The sequence below is a fragment of the Arthrobacter sp. T572 genome, assembly GCF_056780115.1.
In genome coordinates this window covers 2,047,792-2,068,181 of record NZ_JBRAZQ010000002.1, presented here as the reverse complement: position 1 = coordinate 2,068,181, position 20,390 = coordinate 2,047,792, and the positions used below count along the sequence as shown (strand labels likewise).

Here is a 20,390-nt window from a genome sequence, read left to right as displayed (position 1 = left end):
GCAGGCACCGGACCACTACCGGGGCGCAGGCTCATGCCGCAGATAGCTGCGGCGGAACCTTCCCGTACCGGCAGTCAGCGCCCGGAGTTCGATGGCGTACCGCAGCAACTCCTGGTCGGGGACCTCCGCGGTGACGTCCGTGCCGTCGCCGGCTTCGGCTGCAGACGTGCCTGTCACCCGGCCCCGGCGGCCCGAGAGATCGCTCATGACCGTGCCGACGTACTCGTCCGGGACACTGACCACCACGGCGGACACCGGCTCCAGCAGTTGAATGGTTGCTGCTGCGGCGGCTTCCCGGAGGGCGAGGGCACCGGCTGCCTGGAAGGCTGCGTCCGATGAGTCAACGCTGTGGGTCTTACCGCCCACCAGCGTCACTTTGATGTCCACCACCGGGAAACCAGCGGAGACTCCTTTGAGCATCTGCGCGCGCACGCCTTTTTCGACAGATGCCACGAACGTGGCAGGGATGACGCCTCCGACGATCCTGTCCGCGAACTCGAACCCCGCGCCGCGCGGCAGTGGTTCCACCTCAATGTCGCAAATGGCAAACTGGCCGTGGCCGCCGGACTGCTTGACGTGCCGCCCGTGCCCTGTTGCCTTGCCGGCAAAGGTTTCCCTGAGTGGAGTGACCACGTCCACGGTTTGCAGCTTGATACCCTGGCCGCGCAATCGGTCCAGCACCACCTCGGCGTGCGCTTCACCCATGCACCACAGGATCAGCTGGTGCGTGTCCTGGTTGCGTTCCACCCGCAGGGTCGGATCCGCCGCCGCGATTTTTCCGATGCTTTTGGCCAGGGCGTCCTCATCGCTGCGTGATGCTCCCTCAATGGCCACCGGCATGAGGGGTTCGGGCATGTTCCAGGTTTCCAGCAGAAGCGGAGCGTCCCGGTCCGACACGGTGTCGCCCGTTTCGGCCGCCGCCAGCTTGCTGATGGCACAGATGTCGCCGGCAATGCTGAATGGTACGGCTTTGAGGCTGGATCCCACGGGCGAGTAAAGGTGGGTGACCCGTTCATCGCTGTCGTGGTCCTCGTGCCCCCTGTCCGCGAGGCCGCGACCGCCGATGTGGATTGGCGAGTCCTCGCGAAGGGTCCCGGAGAAGACCCTGACCAGGCACACCCGCCCCAGGAACGGATCCACCGTAGTCCTGACCACTTCTGCGGCCAGCGGCCCTGCCGGGTCGCAGTCCAGGTTCTTCAGCGATGATCCGTCCAGCGCCATGGCTGGTGGCGGGACCCGTTCCAGCGGAGATGGCAGGGCATCGGTAAAGAGCGACATGAGTTCCGGCAGTCCCAGTCCCGTTTCAGCGGAGGTGGGGATGACCGGAAAGAACGCGCCCCGGGATACGGCCGTTTCGAGGTCGCTGACGAGGTCCGCCAGGGGCAGTTCTTCGCCACCGAGGTAGCGGTCCATCAGTGTTTCGTCTTCGCTTTCGGCGATGATCCCCTCGATCAGCGGTCCGCGGGCTTCAGCGATGGCGGCATCGTTGTCCGTGCCGTGGAGGACGCCTGCAAGCTGTTCGCCCGGGGCGCCCGGGTCGGGCAGGTACAGCGGCAGGACCGCTTCGCCGAAAGCTTCCTGGCAACGCACGACGGCGGCACGGAAGTCCGCGCGTGGATGGTCCAGTTTGCTGAGCACCACCGCACGCGGCATGCGGATCTTTTCGCACTCGCCCCAGAGGGCAACGGTGGCACCGTCGATGCCGTCCACGGCCGAAACAACGAAGAGGGCCGCATCAGCGGCCCTCAACCCTGCGCGCAGTTCGCCGGTGAAGTCTGTGTACCCGGGGGTGTCGATGAGGTTGACCTTGGTGTCGCCTGCAATGATCGGCGCGACCGACAGGGAGACTGAGCGTTGCTGGTGGATCGCCGAGGGGTCCGAGTCGCTGACGGTGGTGCCTTCAGTGATCGAGCCCATCCGGGTGATCGCGCCCGTGGCTGCCAGGAGTGCCTCCACCAGCATGGATTTACCCGCCCCGGAGTGCCCTACAAGAGCTACGTTGCGGATGGTGGCGGGGTCCGTGGAGGCCAACGCCGTACCGTTATCGCTCTTCCGCGTGTCGGGCGACCCCGGCGTCCTGGCTGATTCCCGCGTGCCCTTCGAGGACATGGCTAACCTCCTGGGGGTCGTTTCCTGCTCGTAGCTTCCACAACGTGGGGTTCGAACGTGTACAAGGATTGGACACCCTCAGGCGACCACAGGGCAAGGGCAGGTGCGTGCCCAATCCGGCAGGCCGCCGTCGCCCCTGGCTTCCGGCGGCAGTTGGTCAGGTTCAGGCCGCGAGCGCCTGCCACAGGAAGAGCGCCGACATGACCGCGCAGGCGAGGACCACAGCTGTCATGCCCGCAAGCCAGATGAACGCCGGAACTCCGGTGGTCCGGCCGAGGATAAAGGCGTCGGATGCCTGCAGCCGGTGCCGGTGCCGGGTATGGACGCCTGCCAGTTTCAGGAGGTCGCGGACCGATCCGACGGTCAGGGCTATGCCGAGGACCATGATGGCGTAGCTGATGACCTCGGGAGTGCCGAAAAGGAGCAAGGCCTGGGCGGCGGCTGCGCTGACGACAGCCACGAGGATACCCGTGGCGTTCCGGAGGAAGACCAGGGAGACCAGCAGGACGATGGCGCCGATGGACATGGCCGCGCCGGACCTGCCGGCGGTAAACGCCCATATGAGTGCAAGACCGGCGACAGCAGGCGCCGGATATCCCCAGAAGCCGGACCAGGCCGCACCGAAGGCGCCCCGGCCGCTGCTGACCAGGCGGCCGGAGTGGTCCAGGCCGATGCGGAGACTGTGGACGAAGCGTCCGGTCATGAGGGCGGCATAGGCATGGCCGAGTTCGTGGACAAAGGTCACATACAGCCCGAACCACCGCCAGGTGGCGCGTGGAACGCTGAGGGCAACGGCGCAGCCGATGATGCCAAGGAGGGCTGTAGCCGGCACCGCGGTGGTGTGCGTTTCGGTAAAGCTTCGGATGACCGCCTCCCACCAGGCTGCCGGGAGGCCGGTGGGATCGGTCAGGGTGCCGGGTGTTGCGGTGACTGTCACCGTGGCATCCTACGGAACAAGTCTGGGAGTCAGGAGACAGCGGAGCGCGGCCGGGCACGAAGCCCTGCCACCAGGATCTCGAGGCCGAAGTCGAAGGCGGCTTCCCCACGCGCATCCGGCGGGCCGGCATGGTTCAGGGCCGTGGTGAGGCTTGGGTAGCCCTGGGCAGGCGGCGCCCAAACGACATCCGGGGCGGCAAGATCCAGGGCGAAGCCCAGTGCGAAGCTGTCGATGGTGGAAATGGCAGAGACGACGTCCTGCCCTTGGAACCCCGCCCTTTCCAGGGCGACAGCGAGGTTCTCGTAGAGTGCCAGCACCTGGGGATCCTGGACTGTTTGGAGCACGAGCAGCGGCGCCAGCCGTGGGTGCCGGGCGAACGCGTCGCGATAGCTGCGGACGATGGCACGCAGCGCACTTTCCCAGTCGGGTGCGACGGAAAGGTCATAGGGGGTTTCGGAGATGATGCGGCCCCGCATCAGTTCGAGGATCTCTTCCCTGCCGCTGACGTGGTTGTAGATGGACGACTGGCTGACGCCGATCCGCTTGGCAAGCTTCGGCAGGCTGAAATCGCCGGCCTCGTCCACCAGTTCCAGCGCCGCAGTGACCAGGGCGTCGATGGAAATGAGCGGCACAGGGGGGCGGGGCATGGGTTCTCCAATCAGGGTGTTGTTACGACTCTAGCCATTTCTTCCGGCGGGGGTATTGTGCCCGGCATCACAAACCCCTACGATAAAACGAAAGGCTTTCGCTAAACGCTGCGGAACTTCACACATCTCCCCCCATCCCTTGAGGACATCATGTCTGACACTGAAACCCGTCCCCCGGCAGCCGACGCCGACAACGGCTTGAAAAGAAATGCCATCGGCACAGGAGGCATCGCCTTCCTGGTGATCTCCGCCGCGGCCCCCCTGACCGTCATGGCCGGTGTGGCACCGGTAGCCATCGGCATCGGGGGCATTGGCGCCCCCATGGGCTACCTCACCGCAGGCGCCGTACTGTTGGTCTTCGCCATTGCCTTCATGGCCATGACCAAGCACGTCAAAGCAGCCGGCGGCTTCTACACCTACATCACCCTGGCCTTGGGCAAGACGGTCGGACTGGCTTCGGCGATCCTGGCCATTGTTTCCTACAACTGCCTGCAGATCGGCGTGTACGGCCTGTTCGCCGTCCAAACCCAGGCGATGCTGAAGACACTCTTCGGCCTGGACGTCCCGTGGCCGGCTGTAGCCCTTGGCGCCATCGCGCTGGTCTGGCTGCTGGGCTATCGCGGCATCGATGTCGGGGCGAAGGTCCTGGGGGTCCTGCTCGTGGCGGAGACCGCGATCCTCGCGGTCATGGGAGCGGCCATCCTCGCGCGCGGCGGGGCGTCGGGAATCAGTTTCTCTTCGTTCTCCCCCGACCACGCCTTCACCCCGGGCGTGCTGGCGATCCTCGCCATTTGCTTTGCTGCTTTCATGGGCTTTGAATCCACGGTCCTCTACCGCCGCGAAGCCCGCAACCCGGACAGGTCAGTGCCCCGGGCCACGTATGTCGCCGTCGGATTCATGTCAGTGTTCTACGCGTTCATCGTCTGGACCGTTATCCAGGCCTACGGCGACGGGGACGTCGTGGCCGCCGCGGGTGAACTCGCTGATGGCATGTTCTTCGCCACGATCAACCGCTACGTTGGCCCGTGGGCCGAAACAGTGATGTACGTCCTGATCGTCACCAGTGTCTACGCCTCACAGCTGGCCTTCCACAATGCCATCAACCGCTACGTCTACATGCTCGCCAAGGACGGCGTCCTCCCGGCCTTCCTGGGAAAGACGCACCCCAAGTACCAGTCGCCGCACCGTGCCGGCCAGGTCCAGACTATCCTTGCCGCGGCAGTCATCAGCGTCTGCGCGATACTCGGCGCGGACCCCTACCAACAGTTGCTCATATGGGTGAACACCCCGGGCATTGTCGGCATCGTGGCGTTGCAAGGCCTGGTTTCCGTCGCCGCTTTCATCTACCTGCGCCGGAACCCTGCGGCGGTCACCAACCGGCTGATGATCCCGCTGAGCATCGCCTCCGCAGTCCTGCTGTTCGGAGTCGTGGCGCTGATCGCCATCAATATCGAACTGCTGACCTTTGCCGATGCCCTGACCAACTCGATCCTCCTGCTGATCACCCCCGTTGTTTTCCTCACAGGCCTGCTGGTCGCCCGCAGCCTTCGAAAAAACCGCCCCCACGTCTTCACCCGGATTGGAAGCTTTGAAACGCATGACTCCTGACCTCATCGTCCTCGCTGACACCGTCCACACGCTCGACCATGACGCCACGTCCCCGGTGCAGGCCGTAGCTGTCAGTGCCGGTGTCATTACCGCAGTCGGTGACCGGGACGACGCCGCCGCATGGCGCAGCCACGGCACGAGGGTCCTTGACCTCGGCGGTGCCACGCTTTCCCCTGGCCTGGTCGACTGCCACATCCATCCTGTGTTCGGGTTGGACCTCACTGTGGGGTGCGACCTCAGCGCGGCGGACTCCCTGGAAGAAGTGCGCTCACTGCTCCGCGCGGAAGCGTCCACTGACAGTGGCTGGCTGCGCGCCTGGGGCCTGAACCCGAACGCGTTTGGCCCCACGCCCCTGCACCGGGATGCGCTGGATGATGTCTCCAACGGCAAACCCGCCTTGATACGGCTCTTTGACGGTCACTCCGCACTTGCCAACTCCAAGGCCCTGGAGATCGCCGGGGTCCACGGCAGGCGGGAGTTCGACCAGACCGCGGAGGTGGTGTGCGATGCGCAGGGCACACCCACCGGAATGCTCCTTGAGGCCGCAGCCATGGAACTGGTCCAGCGCCACATACCGCAGGAGTCCTTTGACCAGCGGAAATCCCGGTTGGCCGCACTGCTCAACGGTTTCGCCCGCTCGGGGCTCACCGGCGGACACATCATGGACCACAGCATGGACTCGGCAGAACTGTTTGCGGCGTTGGAAGTCGACGGCGACCTGCCGCTGAGGCTGCGTTCCGCCCCTTGGTGCATGCCTGGCACCGGGGAAGCCGACTGGGAGCTGCTGGCACGCACAGTCGGCACCGGGGGGCGGCGGTGGTCCGTGGAAGCGATCAAGCTGTTTGTCGACGGAACCGTGGACAATGGCACCGCCTGGCTCCATGAACCCGACCTGTACGGCGAATCCACTGCTCCGTTCTGGCCGCGCCCGGAAGAGTACACGGCGGCCGTGCACTTCTTCGCATCCCGGGGCATCCCGACTGCCACCCACGCCATTGGCGACGCCGGAGTGAAACACGTCCTGGACGCTTTCGGCTCCCTCCCCTCCGACACCTTGCGGCGTGCCGTGCACAGGATCGAGCACATCGAAACCGTTCCCGATGACCTGGTGGAGAGGTTCAGGACCGCGGGGGTGGTCGCCAGCATGCAGCCCACTCACTGCACCCACTTTTCCCTGGCCGACCACAGCGATAACTGGTCCACGCGATTGGGGCCGGTCCGTGCCGACCGCGCCTGGCGATGCCGCGACCTCCGCGATGCCGGAGTCACGCTGGGCATCGGGTCCGACTGGCCGATTGCGCCCTACGAGCCGCTGCCGATCATGGCTGATGCCCGGTTGCGGCGCCGCTCGGGCCACCCCGACCAGGCCCCCATCGCGCCGAAACAGGCACTGACTGCCCTCCAGGTGCTGGAAGGCTACACCTCGCATGCGGCCAGGGCGGCCGGACTGTGGGACGTGTCAGGCTCCATTTCCGTAGGCAAGCGGGCCGACTTTACCGCCTTCGAGCTGGATCCCCTCACGGCAGAGCCGGATGCACTCGGCGCCAGCAGCGTGGTGGCCACGATTGTGGACGGAGAAATCCAGGCCATCATGGACCGTCTGGGATAGGGCGCTACATCCTGTTCCTGGTCCGAGCGGTCGCCGGCGCGGTCCACGGGTCTTCGGGCCAGGGGTGCTTGGGGTAACGCCCACGCATCTCTGCCCGGACCTGTGCGTAGGGGCCGGACCAGAAGGAAGCAAGATCATCGGTGATGGCCAAAGGCCTTCCGGCGGGCGACAGAAGGTGGAAAAGAACGGGAACCCGTCCGTCGGCAAGACGGGGCGTCCTGTCCCAGCCGAAGCATTCCTGGAGCTTGACCGCAACAACAGGCCGGCCGGCGTCGTGATTTCCTGCACCGGTACCCGAAACGGGAGGATAGTCGATCCGGATCCGGGAGCCGCTGGGAACTTCCAGGCGCTCTGGCGCCAGACTGTCCAACCGCGACGCCTCCGGCCAGGGCAGCAGCCGACGAAGCGGATCCGCCAGGTCAATTCCCCGTGCAGGCTTCCCGGCGGCGAGTGCCTCAAGTTCCGGGCCAAGCCATTCGTCCACGCGGACCAGGAGCGCGTCCTCACTGACGTCCGGCCACGGCTCCCCTACTGTCCGGTGCAGCAACGCAAGCCGGCGACGCAAGGTCTCAGCAGCTTCCGACCAGCCGATCAGAGACAAGCCCGCCGAGGACAGCGACCGTGCCACGGCCTCCCGGGCCGACTCCGCGCTGGCCCGGACGGGCGTTGACGACAAGACGATGGCCCCGAGTCTGCGTTCCTGGCGTGCTGTGACCTTTCCGCCGGCAAAAGCAGCTGTGGTTTGTTCCACCAGCAACTCCGGTGCTGCCGCGATGGCGAGGTCGAGGGACAGCGGGGCAGCTGCCCTGATCACCGCACCTGTTCCTGCTGCGTCGCGGCCCTGCGCACGCGCTACCTCCGACACCGCCAGCCATTCCTGCCCCGCGAGGGGGCTCGCTGCCGACAGCCCTGCCCTGGTACCGGAGGTCAGCAGGTAGCTGGGGGAACCGGTTCCGGGCACACGGCGGGCAATCCTGTCGGGAAAGGCCAGGGCGACCACGAAGCCAAGGGCCTGCCGTGGAGTTACTGCCGGTTTCGGCCGGTGGTGCCCGACGGCAGCAGCATCCTGGCGTACCATCCCCGCCATGCGCTTGACATCGTCGCTGAAGCGCCGGGCGGCGGCGTCCTTGCCATCGCGAAGTGCCGCAAGCAGCCGGGTGAGATCGGAGTCAGGGGCCCGGTAGTCTCCAGCGACCAACGCCACAGTTTCTGCCGCGGCCTGATGGTCCACCATCGCTGAACCGTCAATCAGTGCCCGCGCCAAGCGCGGATCGGCCGGAATCCTGGCCAGGGTTTGTCCAAGCGGGGTGGCAGCGCCGGCGGAGTCAACAGCACCCAGCTCCCGCAGGACTTCCACCGCGTCATCCATGGCGCCGCGCGGGGGCGCGTCGGGGAGGGCCAGCCCCTTGCCCTCCGGCGTGCCCCAGCAGGCCATGACCAAGGCGGCAGCGGCCAGGTCGCTCACGACGATCTCCGGTGTCTGGTGGTCCGGCGCGGCAGCAAATGCCTGCTGGTCATAGCAACGCACCACCTTGCCCGGTCCTTGTCGGGCAGCACGCCCGGCACGTTGGTCCGCTGACGCCTTGGAGCACGAGACTGTGACGAGCCCTGTCATGCCCCGCGAGGAATCCCTGCGCGGTTCACGGGACAGCCCGGAATCGATGACCAGCCGGACGCCCGGAACCGTCAGCGAGGATTCGGCCAGCGCCGTGGACACGATGATCCGGGGCAGGCCGCCGGGAAGACGCCCGGAAACTGCCTTGTCCTGCTCCCCGGGGCGGACCTGGCCGTGCAACTCCAGGACATCGACCGAAGAGCCGAGAGTGTGGCGCAGGGCCGTTGCAACTCCTGATACCTCGCGGACACCGGGGACAAACACCAGGGCATCGGCAGCCGGCTCGTCAACCAGCAGCGCGCTGTGGGCCGAGGCGGCCACCCCGGCCACATGGTCAAGGAAAGCCCGGGTCACGCCGCGTTCGTCCAGCCGTGGCGCGCTGGCCGGGGCCCAGCTGACCTCGAGGAGGTGCAGTGCAGAGGGCGAGTCAACCACCGGAACTGGCGCGCCGCCGTCGTGCCTTGACTGTCCCAGCAGCGCAGCGAACCGTGGCGCATCGAGCGTTGCGGACATGGCCACCACGGTGAGGTCGCCGCGAAGTTGGTTGACATCGGCCACCATTCCCAGCAGGAGGTCGGTCTCAAGGCCGCGTTCGTGGACCTCGTCCAGCACCACGGCGTGGATGTCCTCAAGACCCGGATCGGCCAGCAGCCGGCGGAGCAGGATTCCCGGCGTCACGAACTCCACCACCGTATCCTTGCCCGCTTTGCTCTCACCGCGGACCGTGTAGCCAACACGTCCGCCGAGCCGGCTTCCGTCCAAGGCGGCGAGGCGCCGGGCGGCCGAACGCGCGGCCACCCGGCGGGGCTGGGTGACCACCACACGCGGGCCCCGCCCCGGCCTCATGCCCGCCGCCAGGTTGGCGACCAGGGGCGGGACGAGGGTGGTCTTCCCGCTGCCCGGAGGTGCTTGCACCACTGCCATGCCTCCGTCGCCCTGCTGCTGCAAAGCCTCACTCAAGGTATCCACAGCGGCGCCGAAGGCCAGGCCCTCTCCGATGGTGTCCAGTCCGAATATCACCCCACCATTGTCCCCGGCCTGCGCCGGGTGGGGGGTCAGCCGATGGTGGAGGTGTCGATGACAAACCTGTAGCGGACATCGGAGGCGAGGACGCGTTCGTAGGCGTCGTTGATCCTGCTTGCCGGAATGACCTCGATCTCGGCCCCGAAGCCGTGTTCGGCGCAGAAGTCGAGCATCTCCTGCGTCTCACGGATGCCACCGATCATGGAACCGGCGAACCGGCGGCGGCCACCGATGAGGGCAAACGCGTTCACCGGCAGCGGCTCCGCCGGGGCGCCGACGTTCACCAGCGTCCCGTCAAGGGTCAGCAGCTGGAGGTAGGCGCTGATGTCGAGGGAGGCACTCACGGTATTGATGATCAGGTCGAAGGTGCCTGCAAGCTGTTCGAACGTGGCCGGATCGCTGGTGGCGTAGTAGTGGTCGGCGCCAAGTTTGAGGCCGTCTTCCATCTTCTTGAGCGACTGGGACAGGACGGTCACCTCGGCACCCATGGCGTGGGCGATCCTGACCCCCATGTGGCCCCGGCCGCCGAGGCCCACAATGGCCACCTTCTTTCCGGGGCCCGCTCCCCAATGGTTGAGCGGGGAGAACGTGGTGATGCCGGCGCAGAGCAGCGGGGCCGCCACGTCCAGGTCGAGGCCGTCCGGGATGGTGACGACGAAGTCCTCGTCCACCACAACGTGCGTGGAGTAGCCGCCCTGGGTGATGGTTCCGTCACGGTCGACAGCCCCATACGTCCCGATGTTGCCCTGCAGGCAGTACTGCTCTTCGCCTGCCACGCAGTTGGCGCACTCCTTGCAGGAGTTGACCATGCAGCCAACGCCAACACGGTCGCCGGCTTTGTGCCTGGTCACGGCCGATCCGACGTCAGTGACGATGCCGGCAATTTCGTGTCCGGGAACGAGGGGATACTGCTGCGGCCCCCAGTCACCGCGGACGGTATGGATATCCGAGTGGCAGATCCCGGCGAATTTGATGTCGATCCGGACATCGTGCGGGCCCACTTCCCGGCGCTCAATGGTGGTGGGGATCAGGTCGCCTGTTGACGAAGGGGCAGCATACGCGTGGGCGGTAGGCATGTTTCTCCTGCTGGAAGGTCAATGATGGATGGTTCCATTCTTGCCTCATCATTCCGGCGGTAGGGAGTCCCTGCTGTAACTGGTACTGGGAGGACCACCCACCAGGACTGTCGGGAAAGGATCCCCTGGATGCCATGCGCTCCGGGGGATCCTTCCTGCGGCGTACTCAGCCGCCTGGTGCAGCAGCCGTCCTAGCGGCCACCACCGCCGATGACCCCGGCCTCGACTGCCTTGGTCACTGCATCCGCCTCAGCCTGCGTGAGCTTGCCGTCCGTAACGGCCTGGTCCAGCCTGGTCTTGAGCGCCGCCGAACGCTCGGCCTTGGCCTCGGAACGGATCTCCTCCAACGCCGTGGTCACCTTCGATTCCTCCACGCCCAGTGCCTCGGCCAGTGACTTGGCCAAGGCCGCGTCCTGCGCCGTGCGGTCAGGCTTGGTACCCTCAGCGGGAGGCGTGGTCGGCTTGTTTGCCTCGCGGAACGCCTGGAGCGCCTCAGTGACCTTTGCTTCGTCCACACCCAGCTTGTCTGCGAGGTCGGCAGCAATCCGGCCACGGTCATGCCCGTGACCTCCTCCGGGCCTGCCCTGGCCGTCGGTGGGGGCCGTGGCATCCGTGGACGACGAAGCCGTTGGCGTCGGGGTGGTGGTTGCCGAGGCAACACTGGTGACGCCCATTGCGGCCCCCAGGGCCAATGCGCCGGACGCGATGCCCAACGCGATTCTCTTGGTGGTTGACATGTATCTCTCCTCGATGGACGGTAGGGGCGATCCTGCGCCGCCCTGTACCTACCTTCCAGCGGCCAACCAAGGCACTGCTGTTTCCAGGCTGTCATTTTGCTGTGAAGGCCGGCCGCTCCCGTGAGAGCCGCTGTCCACCGGGAATGTGAGGGTCACGTCCTGGCGTCGAGGGCTTCCAGGAGCCGTTTGACCGCGCCTCCCAGGTTCCAGTCCACGGCCAGCTCCGTGAGTTCCTCCCGGGCCCGGCCCGTGACCGGCCGCAATTGCGCTCCTGCTTCAGTAAGGGTGGGAACGTCAAGGTCACGCACAACACCCACGACGGCGGGTGCTGCTTTCAGGTAATCGGCTGCGGCTTCGAGCTTGGCCCGCACGGCAGCGGACAAACCGCCGTCGGGATCGTTTGCCGCCTCGAGCAAGCCTGCAAGTGACCCGTGTCCGGCGAGCAAGGAAGCAGCGGTCTTCTCTCCGATGCCCGCCACTCCGGGCAGTCCGTCCGACGCATCTCCCCGCAAGGTGGCGAAGTCCGCGTACTGCTGAGGGAGCACACGGTACTTGCCGACCACCACAACGTCAGTGACTACCTCAAGGTTCTTCATGCCGCGTGCTGTGTAGATGACGCGGACATCCCGTTCATCGTCCACCAGCTGGAAGAGGTCGCGGTCTCCTGTCACCACGTCCACGGGCATGTCCGCTTGGCTCGCGTAGGTCCCCACGACGTCGTCGGCTTCGTGGTCGTCCACGCCCACGGTGGCGATCCCCGCGAGGTCCAGGACGTGGCGGATCAGGGGAATCTGGGCTTCGAGGGGGTCGGGAACGGTTTCAAGGTCCGGTGCACCCGTGACAATCTCTGCCACGCGGTGGGCCTTATAGCCGGGTATCAGGTCCACCCGCCACTGGGGGCGCCAATCGTTGTCCCAGCAGGCCACCAGATGAGTGGCTTCGTAGTCGGTGACGAGCCTGGCAATCATGTCCATCAGCCCGCGGACGGCATTAACGGACGTTCCGTCCTGCCGGCGGATGGAATCGGGCACGCCGTAGAAGGCGCGGAAGTACAACGAGGCAGTATCCAGAAGCATCAGGCGAGGCATAACTGATCCTGACACGTCCGGCCGGCATGCGGGGGTAGGCAGCGGGTGCCGCGTCGCAGGAAGAGGAGAAGACTTGAACGGCGTTGTGACGGGCATTACGATTGTTTGAGCGATAATAGAACTGATCGTTCTATTATCGAACACATCCACGATAAGTGCCCACAAAGAAGTGAGGAAAGCCCGTGCAGTTCCACCACCACGGTTATGTATCCGGTGACCCGCGAGTTGAGCCGGCGGCCGGTGTCGGCGTTGACCGCCCTGCCGACCTTCCGGACGAGGTTGACGTCCTCATCGTGGGCACCGGCCCGGCGGGTATGCTGACCGCGGCCCAGTTGGCCCAGTTCCCTGACATCACCACCCGGATCATTGAACGCAGGCCCGGCCGTTTGGCAATCGGGCAGGCCGACGGTATCCAGGCGCGGAGCGTGGAGACGTTCCAGGCCTTTGGTTTTGCCGAGCGGATCATCGCCGAGGCGTACCGGATCACTGAGATGGCGTTCTGGAAGCCGGACCCGGCGGACCACACCAAGATCGTGCGCAGCGCCCGGGCCGTGGATGATCCTGCGGGCATCAGCGAGTTCCCACACCTGATCGTCAATCAGGCCCGCGTGCTGGACTATTTCGCCGAGTTCGCGGCCAACTCCCCCGCCCGGCTGAAGCCCGACTACGGGTACGAGTTCAAAGGCTTGCAGGTCACTGGCGAGGGCGAGTACCCGGTCACGGTGACGCTGCTCCACACTGCCGGGCCGAACGAGGGACAAGAGCGCGTGGTCCGGGCCAAGTACGTCGTCGGTGCTGATGGTGCAAGGAGCAAAGTCCGTGAATCCATTGGCTGCCACCTCGCCGGCGACCAGGCCAACCATGCCTGGGGCGTCATGGACGTGCTCGCGGTCACGGATTTCCCGGACATCCGGACCAAGTGCGCCATCCAGTCCGGAACCGGTGGCAGCATCCTGCTGATCCCCCGTGAGGGCGGGCACCTGTTCCGCATGTACGTGGACTTGGGGGAAGTCGCCGCCGACGATCACGGTGCGGTCCGTAAGACGACGATTGAGCAGATCATCGCCAAGGCCAATGACATCCTCCACCCCTACACCCTGGATGTCCGCAACGTGGCATGGCACAGCGTGTACGAGGTCGGCCACCGCCTCACGGACAGGTTCGACGACGTCCTGCCGGCCGAGCGCGGCACGCGCACCCCGCGGGTGTTCATCACCGGCGACGCCTGCCACACGCACTCGGCGAAGGCCGGGCAGGGTATGAACGTCTCCATGCAGGACGGGTTCAACATCGGGTGGAAGCTCGGCCATGTTCTGGAGGGCCGCAGCCCCGAATCGCTGCTGGATACCTACTCCGCTGAACGCCAGGTGGTGGCCAAGAACCTGATCGACTTCGACAAGGAATGGTCCACCCTCATGGCCAAGAAGCCCGAGGAATTCAAGGACCCCACCGAACTGGAGACCTTCTACACCAGCACCGCGGAGTTCCCTGCCGGTTTCATGACCCAGTACGCACCCTCCATGCTGGTCGCCGAGGCCACGTACCAGGACCTCGCCACCGGATTCCCCGTGGGCAAGCGCTTCAAGTCCGCGCACGTGCAACGGGTCTGCGACACCAACCCCATGCACCTGGGTCACCACGCCAAAGCCGATGGCCGCTGGCGGATCTACGTCTTCGCCGACACCAACCCCGCAGGTACCCCCGGTGCCGTGGCGGACCTGGCCCAGTGGCTCGAAACCGCACCCGAGTCCCCGCTGGCCTCCACGCCGTCGAACCTTGACCGCGACGCCTGGTTCGATATCAAAGTGATCTACCAGCAGGACCACACCGGCGTGGACATCAACGCCGTCCCCGCGGTGTTCAAACCCACCGTCGGACCCTTCAAACTCACCTACCTGGAAAAGGTCTTCGGCACCGACCCCGGCAACGACATCTTCGAGGCCCGCGGCCTCAGCCGCGACGGCGCCATCGTCGTCGTCCGCCCCGACCAGTACGTCGCCAACGTCCTGCCCCTGACCGCGACGGCCGAGCTCGCCGAATTCTTCTCGGCACTCAGCCCGGCCCACAGGCCTGCCGCGGACATCTCCACGGACCAGCTGAGCCACGCTTAGGCGCAGGAAACGCAACGGGAACCCGGCCGGTCCCTTCACGGGGCCGGCCGGGCGTTTGTGACAAGACCCCGGCACACCACATTGCTACATTGGGGGGCATGCGATCTGCCGGGGGAAGTTCAGGAAAAACGTACGGACGGGCTGTGCAAGGCGTGGCTCTTGCCCACACCCTGCTGCTGGCAGGGACAGTGCTCACCGGCTGCAGTTCACCCCAAAGCCCTGAGGCAGTCCCTACGGGTCCCCCCTGTGTTGTTGCAACGGATCTTGTCCCGGCGACGGGCGTGCTCTCCGGTGTGAACCTCGACTGGCAAAACGGCACCGTTGCCGAGTACGCCTCCAGGCTTGGACGACGCCCCGCCGTCGTGGTCTACTCAACAGCCTTCCCGCTGCCGGAGGACGGCAAACAGAACGTTGATGCCGCCGTCGGGCAGATCAAAGCCAACGGCGGCATCCTGCTGCTGACGCTCGAACCGCATGACGGCCTGGACGCCGTCACCCCCGGCAAGGCCGAAGAACTGGCGCGGCAACTGGCTGGTTACAACAACGCCGGGGTCCCCGTAGTGGTGCGGTTTGGCCAGGAAATGAACGGTGGCTGGTTCCCATGGGGCCAGCAACCCGCCGCCTACATTGCGGCCTTCCGGACTGTCGCCGATGCCGTGCACAGGATCGCACCCGGAAGCGACATGATGTGGGCACCCAACTATGGCGGCGGCTATCCGTTCGACGGCGGCCAGTACCGGGCCAAAGCCGGCACGGTCGACGCGGGTTCCCTCGATACCGACGGCGACGGCGCAGTGACCGCGGCGGACGATCCGTACCGGCCCTATTACCCGGGAGACGACGCCGTGGACTGGGTGGGCATGTCTCTTTACCACTGGGGAACCACGTACCTTTCCGGCACCAACGTCGTCCCTGAAGAGGGCAAATTCCTGCAGCAACTCACCGGCACCTACAACGGCGTCGGCGGCGACGAACGGAATGTTCCCGACTTCTACGCCGACTACGGCACGGCACGCAACAAGCCGGTGGCCATTCCGGAAACCGCGGCACTCAGCATCCCATCGCGAGGTGGCGACGACGAACTCGCCATCAAGCAGGCGTGGTGGCGGCAACTCTTCGATCCCGCCATCCCCCGCGACTACCCTGCCCTGAAGATGGTCAACTGGTTCGAGTGGGAAAAACTCGAGGTCGACCTGGACGTCAAGGCCGAAGTCAACTGGACGGTAGCCAAGGAAGACACGGTACGCGACACATATATCGCCGACCTTCCCGAATGGTTCACTTCCGCTGCGGAGCCACAGGCCTGCACGCCGGTCGGCTGAAGCCCACAGGCTGCCGGCGGCAGGGCCAACCGTAAGGGAATGGCTATGTGTCCCTATGGAAAAGGCGCCCCGCCAGCGCGAGAATGACTGGGTGGACCGTCCTTCCGCAGGTGCCGGTGACACCCTGAATGATGCCGCCAAAAAGATCCAGCGCGTGTACCTCACGTTGACTCTGGGGAACACCCTGGCGGCGTCCTTCATCTGGGGAATCAACACCCTGTTCCTTCTGGACGCGGGGCTGAGCAACCTTGAAGCATTCGCTGCGAACGCATTTTTCACGGCAGGCATGGTGCTGTTCGAAGTTCCCACCGGAGTTATCGCCGACGGCTGGGGACGGCGCACTTCGTTCCTCCTGGGCACCATTACCCTGGCCGTATCCACTTATCTCTATTACGTGCTCTGGCAGATATCGGCGCCATTTTGGATGTGGGCCGTTGTTTCCGTGCTGTTGGGATTGGGCTTCACGTTCTTCTCCGGAGCTGTCGAGGCCTGGCTGGTGGACGCCCTGCGGTATTCGGGCTATGAGGGAGGCCTGGAGGGCGTCCTCGGCCGCGGCCAAATGGTCCAGGGGGTGGCCATGCTCTTCGGTTCCGTGGCGGGCGGCGTGATCGCGCAGGCCACCGACTTGGGCCTGCCCTTCCTGGTGCGGGTTGCGGTTCTGGGCGCCATGTTCGCGGTCGCCTTTGCCTTAATGCACGACGTCGGGTTCTCGCCTGAGCGCTCCACGCATCCATTACGGGCCACACGGGCCGTCCTGTCGGCGTCGATCGACAACGGCTTGAGGAATCCGCCGGTACGGTACGTCATGCTCGCCGCTCCGTTCAGTGCCGGCGTCGGCTTCTATGTCTTCTACGCCCTGCAGCCGTACCTCCTGGACTTGTTTGGCGACCCAAAAGCGTATTCCGTCGCAGGACTCGCCGCCGCCATCGTGGCCGGTTCCCAGATTGTCGGGGGTTGGCTGGCGCCGCACGTGCGGAAGCTGTTCCACCGCCGAACCTCGGTACTGCTCGTGGCCGGAGGGCTCGGCGGCGCCATCCTGCTGGTCCTCGGTTTCACCCGTATCTTCTGGGTCGCCCTCGCCCTCCTGGCCGTATGGGCGATCGTGGGGGCCGCGGCCATGCCCGTCCGGCAGGCTTACGTGAACGACATGATTCCCTCAAAACAGCGCGCGACTGTTCTCAGCTTTGACTCGCTGATCGGATCCACCGGCGGCGTTGTGGTCCAACCCGCACTGGGCCGGGGTGCGGATCTCTACGGATACCCGGCGTCGCTGGCCATGGCGGGAGTGATCGAAATGATGGCGTTGCCCTTCCTTGTTGCCAGCCGGCGCCAAGGAGCCGCCGCCGATCAGGCCAGCACGGAATCAGCGGCGTCGGGGGAAGAATCGCTGGCCTGACTGCGTTCCATCAGGGCATCCCGGATGCATGGTTCACGCAGTACGGAGTCCACGGCCTGGCCTCCAGCCGGCTTTCGGGTATCTCCGCCCCGCAGACCGCGCATACGCCGTAGGTTCCCGCCACGATGCGGTCCAGTGCGGCTTCGATCTGCGCCAATCCTGCACGGCTCTGTTCGCGGAGCGTCCGTGCCTGGGACAGCTCAAAGGCGATGGTGCTGCCTTCGGGGTCGTGTTCGTCGTCCACATTGGAGCCCTGCCGGGCAAGGTTCACCGAGGTGATGTCCTTGCCCAGCGCGCGGATCAAGGCTTCCTTGCGGTCCCGCTCCTCCGCCAGAAGGGAACGGAACTTCCCGATATCACGCATGCTCACGGCTCCTGGTCAGGCTTTCGGCGCCATCATATGGCCGGTTCTGCCTATCTTCCACTCCGCTGCATGTCTTCGGGACCGCGGATGACCCGCGGGACGTACTCCAGAAGCTGGGACCGACCATCAAAGGTCCGGCTTTCCACCAGGTCGAGGGCAACGTCCGGGTACCCGTCGAAAATCCGTTCGCTGCCGGTCCGGCCCGTAATCACAGGGAAGATCACCAGGCGATACCTGTCCACCAGCCCGGCGGTCAGAAGCGAGCGGCACAGTCTGAGGCTGCCCAGGGTGCCCAGTGTGCCCGTCCTGGTCTCCTTCAGCTTCCGCACCGCCTCCACGGCATCGCCCCTGACGAGTTCAGTGTTGGGCCAGGCCAACGGTTCCGTGAGCGTTGACGAGAAGACGATCTTGGGCATGTCCTCCAATCCTCCCAGGCTGGCGCCTTCTTCATCGGAGAACCCGGAGCCCTCCGCGGAGGCCTGCCGGGACAGGCTGGACATCACCCGGTAGGTGTTGGCGCCCATGAGGGTGGTGAGGTCCTTCTTGCCTTCCTCCTCCAGCCAGGCCAGGTACTCCGGACCTTCCAATCCCCACCATCCGGGCCATCCCTCACCGGATGCATAGCCATCCAGGGAAATAATCAAGTCGATCATCAACTGCGCGGGTGAGCCCATCATTCACTCCTTCTGTGACGCTGGATTGGCCTGCTTCCCGTCATGCCTTTTCCACCCAAGAAGCACGCCAGTCGGGAGCTTCGAAAGGTTCGCTCCAGTAGGCCGTTTCCCGGGCGATCCGGCCATCCCGGAACTCGAAAATAAACACCGTCTCGTACCGTGGGCCGCCGTAGTCCAGCGTCGCCTCGGCCACCACCAGGTCCCCGTCACCGAGCATTCGGCGTGGAGTGATGTCCGGCAGTTGGGGAAAGGCGCTGTAGATGGCCCGCCGGTTCGCAGCCCCGTGGACTGTCTCCGGACTGGGGCCAGTGCATCACGGCATCGTCATGGAACAGCTCGTCCATGACCTCGATGCGGCGTTCATTGATGCATTGGATCAGCCGGTTCACGACGTCCTGGTTCTCCGACACTTCAGCCATGGCCTGGACCTGTTCCGCAGAGGTGGATTGGTACCTGGCATTGTCCTCCACGGCACGCGAAACTTCCACGCCTGCCGGGCGGCATATTCCTGCCGCACCCGGTCCACACGGGAGCGCCACAACAGACGGGCAAAGTACCGGCTTCACATGCCCGCTCCGGGGCGATACTCAGGCCTGGTTTTCCCCGCCTTTTTCGGCATAGGAGGCCGAGACCCGCCGGTAGACCGGCGTCAGGAACGCCAACAAGGCTGCGACGATCAGGATGACGCCGGCTATCAGGAAGACCAGGGCAATTCCCCGTGACGTCCCTTCGCCCAGCAGCGGTTCCAGTTGGGCGGCCCCTTCACTGGACCGCGCATAGGGAATGATCCAAACCTGGGCTATGGGGGCAATCAGGAAGGCGGTGATCGGAGCCGCCGCCGACTCGAAGGCCATGGCGAAGCCGAACACCCTTCCCTGCCTGTTCAGCGGAACCACCTGCTGGATGACTGTCTGTTCAGCGGCCTCCACTACAGGCACCAGGCACAGGTAGAGCCAGATCCCCAGGACGTAAAGCCACGCCCATTCCCGCAGTGTGAAGACCGCCCCCAGCAAGCCCATCAGGACCACAGCGATCAACATGGTCCTGAGCGGGTTGGAGCCGAGGCCGAACTTGCCAATAAGCGCCCCGCCCACAATGAACCCGGTAGCGCCCACGGCAAAGAAGGTTCCCCACAGTTCGACGGGGAACATTTCCAAACCGTAGGGGTCCATCAGTGCCATGTAGACACCGCCGACAAAGTTGTTGAACGTCGAAAACAGGATCAACGCGAAGAGCCCGGAGATGGCCAGCACCGCAGCGAAGGACCCACGAAGGTCGAAAGCTCCATGGGCGTCGCCGGCAGCCGCACGGACTTCCTCCGGCATGCGGAGCGTGAGCAGGTGGAGGAAGGCGGCAGCGGTCAGCACGAGGGAAACAACAATCGTCCAGCCCATCCCCAGCAGCCCTACGGACAGTCCGGACAGCACCGAGGTCACCACGAACATCAGGCCCTGCACCATCCCGACCATGCCGTTGGCATTCGCTCGCCGCTCGGGTTCGATGAGGATCGTCACCGTGGTGGACAGTGCGATGTTCCGCATGTTTTCCACCACGGCACCCACCAGGATGATCACGGTGAACAGCCAGAACCACGGCTGGGTGAGGTCCAGGAGCGAAGCAACAGGCGTCACCAGGAACATCACGCCGGAGATGACGAACATGACCAGCGTGAAGCAGGCGGCGAACCGCATCACGGCGAGTTTCCGGTAGCGGTCAACAAAGGTGCCGAAGCTGATGCTGGACAGGGCGATCAGCAGCATATACGCGCCGCCCACTACACCCGTGGCAATCACGTTCCTGGTTTCCAGGTACACCCAAAAAGTCAGTGCGAACCAGAGGAAGCTGGTGGTGATGTTGGCGGCCGCCGTGTTGACCAGAATGGCTGCGAACGTACGGGACCTTTGCTGCGGGGTACGTAGGGAAGTATCGACGGCGGCAGGATCGGCCAGGTGGACACCATCACCTTCCGGGGCAGTCGCTGAAGCGACGCCCCCGTCCTCGTCGGACAGAGCATTATCCGTGGAGGCGCCGGAGTGGGCCGGTTCCTGCTGGGTCATGGGTCCCAGTGTAATGA

At 65.3% G+C, this 20,390-nt stretch carries 17 protein-coding genes; 5 read left to right on the top strand and 12 right to left on the bottom strand.

The annotated features are described in order from the left end of the window. Window positions 1–15: 15 nt before the first annotated feature. The 3 genes from ACUYMZ_RS10745 to ACUYMZ_RS10735 form a co-directional block, all read right to left on the bottom strand. Window positions 16–2,109 carry an elongation factor G-like protein EF-G2 gene (locus ACUYMZ_RS10745; protein ID WP_426002532.1) on the bottom strand — a complete coding sequence of 698 codons (2,094 nt, stop codon included), beginning with the start codon at window positions 2,107–2,109 and terminating at the stop codon, window positions 16–18. 163 nt (window positions 2,110–2,272) lie between these two features. Then, entirely contained in the window at window positions 2,273–3,046 is a 774-nt protein-coding gene (locus ACUYMZ_RS10740; RefSeq protein WP_481603258.1) for a M50 family metallopeptidase, read from the bottom strand. Window positions 3,047–3,075: 29 nt separating this feature from the next. Continuing rightward, a complete protein-coding gene (locus ACUYMZ_RS10735) occupies window positions 3,076–3,693 on the bottom strand; it encodes a TetR/AcrR family transcriptional regulator C-terminal domain-containing protein (protein WP_426002529.1) in 618 nt (205 codons plus the stop codon). 150 nt (window positions 3,694–3,843) lie between these two features. Here ACUYMZ_RS10735 and ACUYMZ_RS10730 point away from each other — a divergent pair, with 150 nt between their 5' ends. Together ACUYMZ_RS10730 and ACUYMZ_RS10725 are read left to right on the top strand one after the other, a co-directional pair. Continuing rightward, window positions 3,844–5,301: an APC family permease gene (locus ACUYMZ_RS10730; protein WP_481603256.1), complete on the top strand. Its 1,458-nt coding sequence runs from the start codon at window positions 3,844–3,846 to the stop codon at window positions 5,299–5,301. After that, entirely contained in the window at window positions 5,291–6,910 is a 1,620-nt protein-coding gene (locus tag ACUYMZ_RS10725) for an amidohydrolase (protein ID WP_481603254.1), read from the top strand. The genes ACUYMZ_RS10730 and ACUYMZ_RS10725 overlap by 11 nt, the downstream gene beginning before the upstream one ends. A 4-nt stretch (window positions 6,911–6,914) precedes the next feature. Here ACUYMZ_RS10725 and hrpB read toward each other — a convergent pair whose 3' ends face one another. From hrpB to ACUYMZ_RS10705, 4 genes are all read right to left on the bottom strand, one after another. Then, window positions 6,915–9,545: an ATP-dependent helicase HrpB gene (gene hrpB, locus ACUYMZ_RS10720; protein ID WP_481603252.1), complete on the bottom strand. Its 2,631-nt coding sequence runs from the start codon at window positions 9,543–9,545 to the stop codon at window positions 6,915–6,917. 35 nt (window positions 9,546–9,580) lie between these two features. Beyond that, the gene (locus ACUYMZ_RS10715) at window positions 9,581–10,624 is read right to left on the bottom strand and encodes an NAD(P)-dependent alcohol dehydrogenase (RefSeq protein WP_481603250.1); all 1,044 of its coding nucleotides are present in this window, start codon (window positions 10,622–10,624) and stop codon (window positions 9,581–9,583) included. Between the two features lie 191 nt (window positions 10,625–10,815). Further along, complete coding sequence (locus ACUYMZ_RS10710; protein WP_426002522.1) at window positions 10,816–11,361, bottom strand: Clp protease N-terminal domain-containing protein; 546 nt, start codon at window positions 11,359–11,361, stop codon at window positions 10,816–10,818. A 152-nt stretch (window positions 11,362–11,513) separates the two neighbouring features. Continuing rightward, window positions 11,514–12,449, bottom strand: coding sequence for a 5'-3' exonuclease (locus ACUYMZ_RS10705; protein ID WP_481603248.1), 936 nt, complete (start codon window positions 12,447–12,449; stop codon window positions 11,514–11,516). Between the two features lie 182 nt (window positions 12,450–12,631). Between ACUYMZ_RS10705 and ACUYMZ_RS10700 the strand changes: the two genes are divergently transcribed. From ACUYMZ_RS10700 to ACUYMZ_RS10690, 3 genes are all read left to right on the top strand, one after another. Continuing rightward, window positions 12,632–14,560, top strand: a complete 1,929-nt coding sequence (locus ACUYMZ_RS10700) for an FAD-binding monooxygenase (protein WP_481603246.1) — start codon at window positions 12,632–12,634, stop codon at window positions 14,558–14,560. A gap of 98 nt (window positions 14,561–14,658) precedes the next feature. After that, window positions 14,659–15,882, top strand: a complete 1,224-nt coding sequence (locus ACUYMZ_RS10695) for a glycoside hydrolase family 26 protein (RefSeq protein WP_481603244.1) — start codon at window positions 14,659–14,661, stop codon at window positions 15,880–15,882. 124 nt (window positions 15,883–16,006) lie between these two features. Continuing rightward, window positions 16,007–17,278: an MFS transporter gene (locus ACUYMZ_RS10690; RefSeq protein ID WP_481605850.1), complete on the top strand. Its 1,272-nt coding sequence runs from the start codon at window positions 16,007–16,009 to the stop codon at window positions 17,276–17,278. A 10-nt stretch (window positions 17,279–17,288) separates the two neighbouring features. Here the strand turns inward: ACUYMZ_RS10690 and ACUYMZ_RS10685 are convergent, their stop codons facing one another. The 5 genes from ACUYMZ_RS10685 to ACUYMZ_RS10665 all read right to left on the bottom strand — a co-directional run bounded on the left by ACUYMZ_RS10685 (window position 17,289) and on the right by ACUYMZ_RS10665 (window position 20,373). Continuing rightward, complete coding sequence (locus tag ACUYMZ_RS10685; protein ID WP_481603242.1) at window positions 17,289–17,642, bottom strand: TraR/DksA family transcriptional regulator; 354 nt, start codon at window positions 17,640–17,642, stop codon at window positions 17,289–17,291. Window positions 17,643–17,692: 50 nt separating this feature from the next. Continuing rightward, the gene (locus ACUYMZ_RS10680) at window positions 17,693–18,319 is read right to left on the bottom strand and encodes a dihydrofolate reductase family protein (protein ID WP_426002516.1); all 627 of its coding nucleotides are present in this window, start codon (window positions 18,317–18,319) and stop codon (window positions 17,693–17,695) included. 37 nt (window positions 18,320–18,356) lie between these two features. Continuing rightward, the gene (locus ACUYMZ_RS10675; RefSeq protein ID WP_481605848.1) at window positions 18,357–18,578 is read right to left on the bottom strand and encodes a nuclear transport factor 2 family protein; all 222 of its coding nucleotides are present in this window, start codon (window positions 18,576–18,578) and stop codon (window positions 18,357–18,359) included. After that, entirely contained in the window at window positions 18,523–18,804 is a 282-nt protein-coding gene (locus ACUYMZ_RS10670) for a hypothetical protein (protein WP_481603240.1), read from the bottom strand. The genes ACUYMZ_RS10675 and ACUYMZ_RS10670 overlap by 56 nt, the downstream gene beginning before the upstream one ends. 99 nt (window positions 18,805–18,903) lie before the next feature. After that, entirely contained in the window at window positions 18,904–20,373 is a 1,470-nt protein-coding gene (locus ACUYMZ_RS10665) for an MFS transporter (protein WP_426002513.1), read from the bottom strand. Between the last annotated feature and the right edge of the window lie 17 nt (window positions 20,374–20,390).